The following is a 13,349-nucleotide window of genomic DNA, read 5'->3' on the forward strand; positions in this document are numbered from 1 at the left end:
GGGCGCCCCGGTGGGGCGGTCGTGCGCGGCTCGGTCGCCGATCTCCCGGTGATGGCCGCGGATTGTCTGGTGCGCATCTTAGGATTCACCTGTGGTGACCAAGCGAGAGACCCCCGACCAGAATTCCCGTGCCGGCGCCGGGACGGGCAGCGACTCCCCTGCGGCGGGCGGCGGCCGACGGCCCCGCCTGTTGCTCCTGGACGGCCACTCGATGGCCTTCCGGGCGTTCTTCGCGCTGCCGGTGGAGAAGTTCGGCACGAGCACCGGACAGTCGACCAACGCCGTCTACGGTTTCACGTCGATGCTGGTCAAGCTGTTGCGGGATGAGGAGCCCACGCACGTGGCGGTGGCGTGGGACCTGTCGGGTCCCACGTTCCGGCACGAGGAGTACGCCGAGTACAAGGACGGGCGGTCCGAGACGCCCGAGGCGTTCCCGTCGCAGGTCTCGCTCACCCAGGACCTGATGCGGTTGATGGGGGTGGCGAACCTGTCGGCCCCGGGCTACGAGGCCGACGACGTGATCGCCACGCTCGCGCACCAGGGCGGCGAGGCCGGGATGGAGGTGCTCATCGCCTCCGGAGACCGGGACGCCTTCCAGCTGGTGACGCCGGACTGCACGGTGCTGTACCCGGGCAAGAGCCTGTCGGACCTCAAGCGCATGACCCCGGAGGCGGTCGAGGAGAAGTACGCCGTCTCGCCGGAGCGGTACCGGGACCTGGCCGCCCTGGTGGGGGAGAAGGCGGACAACCTGCCGGGTGTTCCGGGGGTGGGGCCCAAGACGGCGGCGAAGTGGATCGCCAGGTACGGGTCGCTGGACGAACTGGTCTCCCACGTGGACGAGATCACCGGCAAGGCGGGCCAGAACCTGCGCGACCACCTGGACGACGTGCTGCGCAATCAGCGCCTCAACCGGTTGGCGACCGACGTCGACCTGGGCGTGGGCGTCGACGAGCTGGTGGTCGCGGACGCGGACCGGGCGGGGATCGACGCGCTGTTCGACAACCTGGAGTTCGCGTCGAACCTGCGTGAGCGCCTGTACGCGGTGATCCGGGTCGGCGGGCCGCAGGGCGGCGCCGGGGCCGAGGCGGCGGAGGGGTTCTCCGTCGACGTCACCGTCGCCGGGACGGGAGGGGTGGCCTCGTGGCTCGCCGAGCACGCGGCGGCCGACGCGCTGACCGCCGAGGCGCCCGCGGGTCTGGCCGTCGAGGGCGTGTGGGGGAGCGGGGCCGGTCGGGTCGACGCCCTGGCGGTCTGCGTGCCCACGGGCGCCGCGCTCCACGTGGACCCCGAGGTCCTGGACCCGGCGGACACCGACGCGCTGTCGGCGTTCCTGGCGGACCGGGCGCGCCCCAAGGCCGTGCACGAGTACAAGGGCGCCCTGCTGGCGTTGGGCGCGCACGGGTGGTCCCTGGACGGGGTGGTCAGCGACACGGCGCTGGCGTCCTATCTGGCGCAGCCGGGGCAGCGGCGGTTCGATCTGGCCGACCTGTGCCGCACGTACCTGGGCCGGGAGTTGGAGGAGGACACCGACGGCGCTCAGCTGGCCCTGGACCTGGGCGGCGGCGGTGACGCCGTCGGGGACCGCCAGCGGTCGCTGGCGGTGCGGGCGGCGGCCACCCGCGATCTGGCCGGGGTGCTGGCGGCGGAGCTGGACGGGCGCGGCGGCGCGCATCTGCTGAGTGAGGTGGAGCTGCCGCTGGTGGACGTGCTGGCGCGGATGGAGCGGGCGGGCATCGCCGCCGACCTGGAGTACCTGGAGGGGCTCCAGGGCGAGTTCGCGGCGGCGGCGCGCGGGGCGGTGGAGCGGGCACACGAGATCGTGGGCCGCGAGTTCAACCTCGGTTCGCCCAAGCAGCTCCAGCAGGTGCTCTTCGAGGAGTTGGGGCTGCCCCGGACGAAGAAGATCAAGACGGGGTACACGACCGACGCGGACGCGCTGGCGTGGCTGGCGACGCAGACCGACAACGAGCTGCCGGTGGTGCTGCTGCGCCACCGGGACCAGACCAAGCTCCGGACGACGGTCGAGGGTCTGGTCAAGACGGTCGCCGACGACGGCCGTATCCACACCACGTTCAACCAGACGGTGGCGGCGACCGGACGGCTGAGCTCGACCGACCCCAACCTCCAGAACATCCCGGTGCGCACGGACGTGGGGCGGCGGATCCGGCGGGCGTTCGTGGTCGGGGAGGGCTTCGAGGAGCTGCTCACCGCGGACTACAGCCAGATCGAGCTGCGGATCATGGCGCACCTGTCGGGGGAGCGGGCGCTGATCGACGCGTTCAACAGCGGCTACGACTTCCACGCGCACATGGCGGCCCAGGTGTTCGGCATCGGGGTCGAGGAGGTGGACGGCCACAAGCGGTCCCGGATCAAGGCGATGAGCTACGGGCTCGCCTACGGGTTGAGCGCGTACGGGCTGTCGCAGCAGCTGGGGATCGCGCCCGACGAGGCGAAGAAGCTCATGGAGGACTACTTCGCGCAGTTCGGCGGGGTGCGCGACTACCTGCGTTCGGTGGTGGACGACGCGCGCAGGGCCGGGTACACCGAGACCATCCTGGGCCGACGGCGCTACCTGCCGGACCTGACGAGCGACAACCGGCAACGTCGGGAGATGGCGGAGCGGATGGCGCTCAACGCTCCGATCCAGGGGTCCGCGGCGGACATCATCAAGGTGGCGATGCTCCAGGTGGACGCGGCGTTGACCGAGGGCGGACTCGCCTCGCGGGTGCTGCTCCAGGTGCACGACGAGCTCGTGGTCGAGGTGGCGCCGGGCGAACGGGAACGGGTGGAAAACCTCGTGACGCACGAGATGAGCACCGCGTATGATCTGCGGGTCCCGCTGGCCGTGTCGGTCGGCAGCGGGCAGAACTGGCACGACGCCGCGCACTAGGGAGTGTGTGGTGGACGCCGTCCGTCGCGAGCGGCGTGTCCGGTGGTGCTCTCGCGAGGCCGAACGAAGAAGGGGCCAGGATCAGTCCTGCCGACTGACGAGAACACGGCGAGAGTGCCGCTGGGGCGACGCGGGGCAGGACGAGTGCCCGCCAGACACGCCCTGGAGCTGGCGCGACGCCGCGGGTCGGGCGCTCGGCGCGGGGTGCCGCGTCCGGCCAGGTCGTGAGGGAGGGGGCCGCCATGGCGGACGGGTTGACGATCGGTTCGGTCACCGTGCCGGCCGACGCGTTGGTGTGGCGGTTCTCCCGGTCCTCGGGACCGGGCGGCCAGCACGTCAACACGACGGATACGCGCGTGTCCCTGTCGTTGGACGTGGTCTCGTGCGGCGCGCTGGGCGCGACACGCCGTGAGCGCGCTGTGGAGAGGCTGGGCGGTCGCCTGGTCGACGGGGTGCTGACGGTGTCGGTGCAGACGCACCGGTCCCAGGCGCGCAACCGGGCGGAGGCGCGGGAGCGGATGGCGGCCCTGCTGGCGGAGGCCGTGGAGCCGCCGACCCGGAAGCGACGCGCCACGCGGCCGAGTCGGGCGTCCCGTCAGCGGCGTCTGGACGCCAAGCGGCGCCGAGGCGACGTCAAGCGCGGGCGGTCGCGCCCCTCCTGGGAGTGAAGCCGGTTCCGCCGTGGTCCGGGAGTCGGGTCGAGGAACTTTTCCGTCGCTGGTCCGTTACGTTCCGCGTCCATGGCCGTGTGGTGGGGACACCCCCTCGGACGTGGGGTGGCGTGTGGTTGATCTTGACCGCCATGCTCGGGTAAATTGCCGCCAACGCGGCCTTCGTCGGGTTGGCGGTCCTGGGTTCCGATTGACCAGGACGCCCATGTCTCATATTCTGGCCGGAGCGTTGTGGGTTCGTGCGGGCGTCTGTCGTCCCCGGTTCGGGGATGGGTGATCGCACCGCTTCGGTCAACACTCTGGACCCGGCGGCCAGCGGTCACGGACGGTTTCGCCTTCCGTACTCCTGGTTCTCTTTTCTGGACGACGGATCGACGGGCTCGAACTCGCGGCGTGCCCAATTTCTGAACCTGTCCGTATCCGGAGTCCACCCACAAATGACGAGCAGCACCGAGGCCACCTCGACACCCCAGGTAGCGGTCAACGACATCGGGTCCGAGGAAGCCTTCCTCGCGGCGATCGACGAGACCATCAAGTACTTCAACGACGGTGACATTGTCGAGGGCACCATCGTGAAGGTCGATCGAGACGAGGTCTTGCTCGACATCGGTTACAAGACCGAGGGTGTGATCCCGTCCCGGGAGCTCTCGATCAAGCACGACGTCGACCCCGGTGAGGTCGTCGCCGTCGGCGATCAGGTCGAGGCCCTCGTCCTCCAGAAGGAGGACAAGGAGGGTCGTCTCATCCTGTCCAAGAAGCGCGCGCAGTACGAGCGCGCCTGGGGCACGATCGAGAAGATCAAGGAAGAGGACGGCGTCGTCACCGGCACCGTCATCGAGGTCGTCAAGGGCGGTCTCATCCTCGACATCGGTCTGCGCGGCTTCCTGCCCGCCTCCCTGGTGGAGATGCGCCGCGTCCGCGACCTCCAGCCCTACGTCGGCCGTGAGCTCGAAGCCAAGATCATCGAGCTGGACAAGAACCGCAACAACGTGGTCCTGTCCCGCCGCGCCTGGCTCGAACAGACGCAGTCCGAGGTTCGCCAGACGTTCCTCAACACCCTCCAGAAGGGTCAGATCCGCAAGGGCGTCGTCTCCTCGATCGTCAACTTCGGCGCGTTCGTGGACCTGGGCGGCGTCGACGGCCTGGTGCACGTCTCCGAACTCTCCTGGAAGCACATCGACCACCCGAGCGAGGTTGTCGAGGTCGGCCAGGAGGTCACCGTCGAGGTCCTCGACGTGGACATGGAGCGCGAGCGCGTCTCCCTGTCGCTCAAGGCGACCCAGGAAGACCCGTGGCAGCAGTTCGCCCGGACCCACCAGATCGGTCAGGTCGTCCCCGGCAAGGTCACCAAGCTGGTTCCGTTCGGCGCGTTCGTGCGCGTCGAGGAGGGCATCGAGGGCCTGGTCCACATCTCCGAGCTGGCCGAGCGCCACGTCGAGGTGCCCGAGCAGGTCGTCCAGGTCGGCACGGAGATCTTCGTCAAGATCATCGACATCGACCTCGACCGCCGCCGCATCAGCCTCTCGCTGAAGCAGGCGAACGAGGCCGTCGAGCCCGGCCAGGTGGACTTCGACCCCACCCTCTACGGCATGGCCGCGGAGTACGACGATCAGGGCAACTACAAGTACCCGGAGGCTTCGACCCCGACAGCGGCGAGTGGCTTGAGGGCTTCGAGGCTCAGCGGGACGAGTGGGAGCGCAGCTACGCCGAGGCGCAGTCCCGCTTCGAGGCGCACCGCAAGCAGGTGGAGGAGGCGCGCGCGGCCGAGGCCGACGCCGCCAACGCTCCCGCGGAGGAGGCCGAGGAGGAGTACACCGGCGGCCAGAGCGGCACCACGTCCGCGTCGGAGTCGACCAGCGGTGCTCTTGCCTCGGACGAGGCGCTGGCCGCGCTGCGTGAGAAGCTCGCCGGCGGCGAGGCCTAGCCAGGCTCGGTCAGGCCTGGCCGGTCGCGGTCAGGCCTGATCAGGACGACCGCGTGTCGACCTGGGTGTTCCTTGGAGTCCTGAGGCCGTGAGGCCGCCGGGGCTCGCTGACAGCCCCGAAGGGCCGTCCCCGACAAGGGGGCGGTCCTTCGTCGTGATCCGGTTCGTTGCGCGCCATGCTCGGGGCGTCAATGGCGGTTCTCGGCTCTCGTGTGGTGAGTGTGCGGGAGAACTCGTGTCCAACCCCTGGTGGTGACGGGGCGGGAACGGTGGCCCTGGACCCCCTGTGGTGACCAGAGCGGGAGGGCGCCCGGCCGACCCCCTGTGGCACGGGGTGGGTTCGGGTCGCGCACTTCCTCGGATTCTCGCGGCACGGGGTGTGGAAGACTCGCTCCAGGAGGAGGCGATGTGATCGACATCCACCAGGCGACTCGCGAGGACGCGGGCGAGATCCTGACGCTCCAGCGCGCGGCTTTCGTCGACGAGGCGCAGGCCTGCGGAGACCCGTTCATCCTGCCGCTGACCGAAGGGCTGGAGCGGGTCGAGCGGTTGTTGGGACAGGCGGACGCGCTCGTCCTCAAGGCGGTCCTCGGAACGCGGATCGTCGGAGCGGTGCGCGCGAGCGTGGCCGGTTCCCACGGGGTGGTCGGCCGTCTGGCCGTCGCACCGGATCTGCGGCGGCGAGGGATCGCCCGAGCCCTGCTCACACGGGTGGAGCAGGAGCTGCGAACCGGGTTTCCGCAGGTGAGCGCGCTGACCCTGTTCACGGGAGCCCAGAGCGTCGATCGCCTGTACCGGGAACGGGGATACGCGGAGACGCACCGGGAAAGGGTGGCCGAGCACCTGGTCATGGTGCACATGCGCAAGGAGTTGGTGGAGCCGTGCTGACAGTGGGACTCACCGGGGGGATCGGGTCCGGAAAGAGCGCCGTCTCGGCGGAGCTGGCCCGTCTGGGCGCGACGGTCATCGACGCGGATGCCATCGCGCGCGAGGTGGTCGAACCCGGGACGGAGGGTCTGGCCGAGGTCGTCGCGGAGTTCGGCGAGGACGTGCTCACCCCCGAGGGGCGCCTGGACCGTGCCAGACTCGGGGAGATCGTCTTCGGGGACGCACGTTCGCTGGAACGGCTGAACGCCATCGTCCATCCTCGTGTGGGGGAGCGCAGCGCAGAGTTGATGGCGCGGGCCAGGGCGGAGGGCGTCCAGGTCGTGGTCTATGACGTGCCCCTGCTGGTGGAGAACGACCTGGGTTCCCTCTACGACGTGGTGGTCGTGGTGGACACTCCTGACGAGGTGCGGGTCGAGCGGGTGGCCGCTGACCGGGGGATGCCGCGTGACCAGGTCTGGGCGAGGATCCGGGCGCAGGCGGACCGGGACAGCCGTCTGGCCGCCGCGGACCTGGTCGTGGACAACGCGGGTACGCGCGAGGAGCTGGTGGCGCGGGTCGGGGAGCTGTGGAGCACGCTGGTGGCGCGGGAACGTCGGGGGTGGTCGGTAGCGTAGGGGGAAGAGGCGGCTTCTCAAGGAGTGGGGACATGCGACCGGTCAGCGACATCAAGCGCAGCGAGGCACCGTTCGAGGTCGTCTCTGACATGACCCCCGCGGGCGACCAGCCGGCGGCGATCGCCGAGATCGCGCGGCGCGTGCGGGCCGGTGACGCGCACACGGTTCTGCTCGGCGCGACCGGCACTGGCAAGACGGCGACCGTGGCGTGGACGGTGGAACAGCTCCAGCGGCCCACGTTGGTGATGCAGCCGAACAAGACCCTCGCGGCGCAGTTCGCGAACGAACTGCGGCAGATGATGCCGAACAACGCGGTCGAGTACTTCGTGTCGTACTACGACTACTACCAGCCCGAGGCGTACGTGCCGCAGAGCGACACCTACATCGAGAAGGACTCGTCGATCAACGACGAGGTGGAGCGGCTGCGGCACTCGGCGACCAACTCGCTGCTCACACGCAGGGACGTGGTGGTGGTCGCGTCGGTGTCGTGCATCTACGGCCTGGGCACGCCGCAGGAGTACGTGGACCGGATGGCTCAGCTGTCGGTGGGCATGGAGGTGGAGCGCGACGAGCTGCTGCGCCGGTTGGTGCAGATGCAGTACTCGCGCAACGACACCGCGTTCACGCGGGGCACGTTCCGGGTGCGCGGGGACACCGTGGAGATCATCCCGGTGTACGAGGAGTTGGCGATCCGCATCGAGATGTTCGGTGACGAGGTGGAGCGGCTGATGACCCTGCACCCGTTGACCGGCGAGGTGCTGGGCGAGAGCCAGGAGATGTTCATCTTCCCCGCGTCGCACTACGTGGCCGGTGAGGAGCGCACGGAGCGGGCGATCACCTCGATCGAGGCGGAACTGGGCGGGCGGCTGGCCGAGCTGGAGGGCGGGGGCAAGCTGCTGGAGGCGCAGCGGTTGCGGATGCGCACCACCCACGATCTGGAGATGATGCGGCAGCTGGGGTCGTGTTCGGGGATCGAGAACTACTCGCGGCACTTCGACGGCCGCGAGGAGGGGAGCCCGCCGAACACGCTGCTGGACTACTTCCCCGAGGACTTCCTGCTGGTGTTGGACGAGTCGCATGTGACGGTGCCGCAGATCGGCGCGATGTACGAGGGCGACGCCGCGCGCAAGCGCACGCTGGTCGACCACGGGTTCCGGCTGCCGTCGGCGTGGACAACCGGCCGCTGAAATGGGAGGAGTTCACCGAGCGGATCGGGCAGGCGGTGTACCTGTCGGCGACACCGGGCCGGTACGAGCTGCGCCAGAGCGGCGGCGACGTGGTGGAGCAGGTCATCCGACCGACGGGTCTGGTCGACCCGGAGGTGCTCGTCAAACCAACCGACGGCCAGATCGACGACCTGGTGCACGAGATCCGCGTGCGCGCCGAGCGCCGGGAGCGGGTGCTGGTCACGACGCTGACCAAGAAGATGGCCGAGGACCTGACCGACTACTTCGCCGAGTTGGGTATCCGAGTGCGCTACCTGCACAGCGAGGTGGACACGCTGCGGCGGGTGGAGCTGCTGCGCGAGCTGCGGGTGGGCGAGTTCGACGTGCTGGTGGGCATCAACCTCCTGCGTGAGGGTCTGGACCTGCCCGAGGTGTCCCTGGTCGCGATCCTGGACGCGGACAAGGAGGGGTTCCTGCGCTCGGAGACCTCGCTGATCCAGACGATCGGTCGTGCGGCGCGCAACGTCGCCGGCCAGGTGCACATGTACGCGGACAATGTGACCGACTCGATGCGGGCGGCCATCGACGAGACCAACCGGCGTCGGGACAAGCAGGTGGCGTACAACACCGAGCACGGTATCGACCCGACACCGCTGCGCAAGCAGATCGCTGACATCCTCGACTCGCTGAACAGGGAGGACGTCGACACCGAAGAGCTCATGGCGACCGGGTACCGCAAGGGCGAGACGGCGCCGGTGCCCGCGTTGGGCGGCCGTGACACCGCGAACATGCCGCGTGCGGAGCTGGCCGGGCTGATCGACCAACTGAGCGCCCAGATGCACCAGGCCGCGGCCGATCTCCAGTTCGAGCTGGCGGCGCGGTTGCGCGACGAGATCGGTGAGCTGAAGCGGGAGCTGCGGGGCATGGACGCCGCCGGGGTGAAGTAGTCCCGGCAAGGTCTCGGTACGGGAACTTTCCCACAACGAGAGGGTCGCGCTTTACCTTCGTGTGACATACCCTTGGGTTGATTGTCGTACATACCGGCCCATCGGTCGCGGGGGAATCCATGAAGGTTCGGCTGTTGGCAACGACGGGTGTCCTCGCTATCGGCGCCTCCGCCCTGGTCGGCTGCGCCCCGGCGCGGGGCGGCTCCGATGTCGCCCACCCCCTGCGGGTGGGCGCCGACGCGCAGTCCAGTCCGGTCAACGACGACGACACCCTCGTGGTGGCCGAGGACGGCGCCGAGCTCCACCAGGACTGCGACGAACGTGAGATCGTGGTCACCGCGGACGACGCCGTCGTCGTCCTGGACGGCCCCTGCGGGCTGGTCAAGGCCTCCGGTCGCAACACCACGGTCGACGTCGGCTCGGCCGTCCGGATCGTGCTGGTGGGCGTGGACAACACGGTCTCCTACGCCGCGGGCGACCCCGAGGTGATCAACCACGGGCGCAACACCTCGGTGGCCGAGGGCGGGGTGGCAAGCGCCTCGCCGCTGGGATCGGGCGGAACCGTGTCCTCGGATTGACCGCCCCGACATCCGGGAGCGACTCCCGATCCGTTACGGTGGTCCGCGTCCGTGCCCGCGGAGAATGCGGATGCGGGCGACGGATCGGACGGGCACACCTACGCGGAGTGAATTCTCGGAGTCCGTTGGTCGTCCGACGCCGCCGGTCAGGGCGCTGGGCGGTACGGTCGACCCATCCCCGGGCCGGGGCGGCCCGGCGGACGGGCGGGGAGCACTTCGGGCGAGAGACCCGCTAGGGGAGGGGTGGATGAGCGGTTATGTGGCGCGGGTGCGGCACGACGAGTCGCCCGGAGGCGATCTCGGTCTGGACCCGCTGGTACGGTCCGTTGCCCAGCGCTGGGCCGAAACCGACCCCCTGCTGCCCGAACCCGGCGGCTTCGCTCCCGGCTCCTCCCCCCTCGTGACCGTCAGCGACGAGGAGGCCAACACCGTCGCGGCCGGGAGCATGCACTACACCTGGTACCAGCCCGGTGAGGTCGGCCGAATCTGGGGTGTGCCCGACCAGCACTGGCTCACCCCCATCGTCGGCGGCCCGGATCCCGGCCGCGCCCTGGACTCCCTCCTGACCAGTTGGCGCGACCAGCTGGAGGAGCTGCCGACCGGCACCGGTTCGGAGTCGGCCGCGCTCGTGAGCTGGCCCGCCCGCGACGTGTGCGGCATCATCCCGCTCCAGCGGCACGGCCTGCAGCCCTACACGGTCCTGGCCGCCCGTCAGCGGCGCCGCGGGGTGCCTCCGTCGCTGCCGCCGCGCGACGCGACCATCCGTCTGGCCGACCGCAGCGACCTCACCCAGGTCGTGGCGCTCCTGATGGAGGAGCACCGCTACGAGCAGCACTTCGGCGGCGTGTTCCTCCAGCCGGACACCGCCGAGCAGACCCGCAAGGTCGCGGCGCGGGCGCTGAACCGGTCACGCTCGTGGATCTGGCTGGCCGAACGGCGCGGCCGGGCGGTCGGACTGCTGTGGGTGTCGCCGCCCGAGCGGTCCCGGTGGGCCAAGTCGCTGGTGAACGCGCGTCCGATCGCGCACATCGGCTACGGGGTGGTGACCGGGGCCGAGCGCGGCCACGGGATCGGGACGGCCCTGGTGGGCCAGGCCCACCAGGTGTTGGACAGCCACGGTGTGGGCGTGTCCGTGCTCAACTACGCGGCGATGAACCCGCTGTCCGGCCCGTTCTGGCACCGGATGGGGTACCGCCCGGTGTGGACGACCTGGGAGGTCCGGCCAGCGCTGGCCCTGCGCTGACCACCGCTGAGGGGCTCCACTAGCCTGTGGGCGTAGGACGCGACGGTGCGTGGAGAGGGTGGGCCGATGGCCGTGGAGGAGCGTGCGCCCGGGGGCGCCGAGCACGTGGAGATCGTCGAGGTGGGTCCGCGTGACGGCCTCCAGAACGAGGACACGGTCCTGTCGGTGGAGGATCGGATCGAGCTGATCGACCGGGCGGTGGACGCCGGTGTGCGGCGGATCGAGGCGGTCAGTTTCGTCAACCCCAGGCGGGTGCCGCAGATGGCGGGGGCCGAGGAGGTCATGGCGGGCGTGCACCGTGCGCCGGGGGTCTCGCACATCGGTCTGGTGCTCAACCGGCGCGGTCTGGAGCGCGCGGTGGACGCGAGGGTGTCCGAGGTCAACGTCGCGGTGCCCGCCACGGACGGGTTCTGCGTGCGCAACCAGGGGTGCACGGTCGACGGGATGCTGGACGTGCTGGCGGCCATCGACGCCGATCTGGCCGGGACGGGGATCCCGCTGAGCGTGACCGTCTCGACGGCGTTCGGCTGTCCCTTCGACGGTGAGGTCGCCCCGGAGCGGGTGGTCGAGGTGGTCCGGCGGATCGCCGAGACGGGTGCGGTGGAGATCGCCCTGGCCGACACGATCGGCGTGGGTGTGCCGCGCCAGGTGGCCGGGCTGCTGGAGGCGGTGGGCCGGGTCGCGGAGGGGCGGACCCTGCGCTGCCATTTCCACAACACCCGCAACACCGGCTACGCGAATGCCCTCGCGGCGGTCGATGCGGGCGTACGGGTGCTCGACTCCAGCCTGGGCGGTTTCGGCGGTTGCCCGTTCGCCCCCGCGGCGACCGGCAACATCGCCACCGAGGACCTGCTGTACATGGTGCACCGCAGCGGACTGCACACGGGCGTGGACCTCGCGGCGGCGGCGGCGCTGGGCGCGTGGATGGGTGAGCGCCTGGACAAGCAGCCGCCGGCCTACCTGGGGCGTGCCGGGGGGTTTCCGGGGTGAGCGGGGCCGGACGACGGCGGGCAAGCGCGGGCGCTTCCGGTCCGGCAGGTCTTTGATGTTCAGGGTTTCCTGAATTCAAGAATTTCTGTACCCTGAGGGCATGTTGCGCATCGCCTCCGAGATCGACGCCCTGGCCCGGTTCGGCCGCGCCCTGGCCGACCCCATCCGCTGCCGGGTCCTGCTGGCCCTCCGTGACGGCCCCGCCCACCCCGCGGAACTGGCCGAGGAGCTGGACATCGGTCGCACCCGGCTGTCCAACCACCTGGCCTGCCTGCGTGACTGCGGGCTGGTCGTCACCGTTCCGGTCGGCCGCCGGATCCGCTACGAACTCGCCGACCCCCGCCTCGCCCACGCCCTCGACGACCTGCGTAGCGCGGTCATCGCCGTGGAGTCCGACCGCCTCTGCCAAGGCGACGACGAGACGGGGCGCCACGCGTGAGCGCCCACACCCCAGCCCGGGCCGCGCCGTCGTCGACCCCCGCCGCCGCGCCGTCCTGACCCGCCGGATCCGTCTCCTGGTCGCGGCGACCATCGGCTACAACCTCGTCGAGGCCGCCGTGGCGATCTCGGCCGGTCACGCGGCCTCCTCGGCGGCGCTCGTCGGGTTCGGCCTGGACTCCCTCGTGGAGGTCTCCTCGGCCGCCGCGGTCGCCTGGCAGTTCTCGGCCCGAGAGGAGTCGGTGCGCCGCGCCCGGGAGACCCGGGCCATGCGCGTCATCGCGGTCGCCTTCTTCGCCCTGGCCGCCTACGTCACCGTCGAGGCGGTGCGCTCCCTGCTCGGCGCGAGCGAGGCCACGCCGTCCACGGTGGGGATCGTGCTGGCGGCGCTGTCCGTGGTCATCATGCCGGTCCTGTCGCTGGCCCAGCGCCGGGCCGGGCGCGCTCTGGGCTCGGCGACGGCCGTCGCGGACTCCAAACAGACGCTGCTGTGCGCCTACCTGTCGGCGGCCCTGCTCGTCGGTCTGGTGCTCAACGCCACTCTCGGGTGGGCGTGGGTCGATCCGATCGTGGCGCTGTTCATCGCGGCCGTGGCCGTCAAGGAGGGCCGTGAGGCCTGGCGAGGGGACGCGTGCTGCGCTCCCAGCGGACTGGCCGCGGTGGCCCGGCCCGCCCAGGGCACGGCGGCGTCCGCCGACGGCGGCGCGCGCGGAGCGGACGAGGACGCGTGCGGCTGCGCCCCCGGGTGCTCCTGCTGTCCCTGAGACCGTCCGTCGCCGCCCGGCGGCGCGCCCCGGGCCCGCCACGGCGGGGGCCCGGGGTATTCGGCCAGGTCGCGGCCGGAACACGGGCGCGAGACCGGTGTTCGCAGGTGTGGGAGCACGGGGGGCCTGTTATCCTGGTGCCCCGTGGAGTCCGACGGACCGGGCGAGGATCGCCGCCGCCCGACACCGGACCACCGCACGGCCGCTCAGTTCCTCCGAGCTCGCCGTAGCCACTC

General features: G+C 70.9%; 9 protein-coding genes and 2 pseudogenes. All 11 read left to right on the top strand.

The features are described from left to right. The first annotated feature begins 91 nt into the window (after window positions 1-91). Window positions 92-2,890: a DNA polymerase I gene (polA, locus tag BJF83_RS06805; RefSeq protein WP_075925619.1), complete on the top strand. Its 2,799-nt coding sequence runs from the start codon at window positions 92-94 to the stop codon at window positions 2,888-2,890. Between the two features lie 242 nt (window positions 2,891-3,132). Further along, window positions 3,133-3,558 (top strand): alternative ribosome rescue aminoacyl-tRNA hydrolase ArfB, encoded by a 426-nt coding sequence (gene arfB / locus BJF83_RS06810; RefSeq protein WP_075925620.1) that lies wholly within the window; start codon window positions 3,133-3,135, stop codon window positions 3,556-3,558. A gap of 440 nt (window positions 3,559-3,998) precedes the next feature. Next, window positions 3,999-5,485, top strand: a pseudogene (gene rpsA / locus BJF83_RS06815) (30S ribosomal protein S1). A gap of 408 nt (window positions 5,486-5,893) precedes the next feature. Then, window positions 5,894-6,373: a GNAT family N-acetyltransferase gene (locus BJF83_RS06820; RefSeq protein ID WP_075925621.1), complete on the top strand. Its 480-nt coding sequence runs from the start codon at window positions 5,894-5,896 to the stop codon at window positions 6,371-6,373. Further along, entirely contained in the window at window positions 6,367-6,987 is a 621-nt protein-coding gene (gene coaE, locus BJF83_RS06825; protein WP_075925622.1) for a dephospho-CoA kinase, read from the top strand. The genes BJF83_RS06820 and coaE overlap by 7 nt, the downstream gene beginning before the upstream one ends. Before the next feature lie 32 nt (window positions 6,988-7,019). Next, a pseudogene (gene uvrB, locus BJF83_RS06830) lies at window positions 7,020-9,100 on the top strand (excinuclease ABC subunit UvrB). Between the two features lie 119 nt (window positions 9,101-9,219). Then, window positions 9,220-9,678: a DUF3060 domain-containing protein gene (locus BJF83_RS06835; RefSeq protein ID WP_075925623.1), complete on the top strand. Its 459-nt coding sequence runs from the start codon at window positions 9,220-9,222 to the stop codon at window positions 9,676-9,678. A 247-nt stretch (window positions 9,679-9,925) separates the two neighbouring features. Next, on the top strand, window positions 9,926-10,921 hold the full coding sequence (locus BJF83_RS06840) for a GNAT family N-acetyltransferase (protein WP_075925624.1): 996 nt from the start codon (window positions 9,926-9,928) through the stop codon (window positions 10,919-10,921). A 66-nt stretch (window positions 10,922-10,987) separates the two neighbouring features. Then, window positions 10,988-11,911: a hydroxymethylglutaryl-CoA lyase gene (locus tag BJF83_RS06845; protein ID WP_075925625.1), complete on the top strand. Its 924-nt coding sequence runs from the start codon at window positions 10,988-10,990 to the stop codon at window positions 11,909-11,911. Window positions 11,912-12,011: 100 nt separating this feature from the next. Beyond that, a complete protein-coding gene (locus tag BJF83_RS06850; protein ID WP_075925626.1) occupies window positions 12,012-12,350 on the top strand; it encodes a helix-turn-helix transcriptional regulator in 339 nt (112 codons plus the stop codon). Window positions 12,351-12,405: 55 nt separating this feature from the next. Next, window positions 12,406-13,113, top strand: a complete 708-nt coding sequence (locus BJF83_RS06855; RefSeq protein ID WP_075925662.1) for a cation transporter — start codon at window positions 12,406-12,408, stop codon at window positions 13,111-13,113. Window positions 13,114-13,349: the final 236 nt, after the last annotated feature.

This window comes from Nocardiopsis sp. CNR-923 (genome assembly GCF_001942255.1).
GTDB lineage: Bacteria > Actinomycetota > Actinomycetes > Streptosporangiales > Streptosporangiaceae > Nocardiopsis.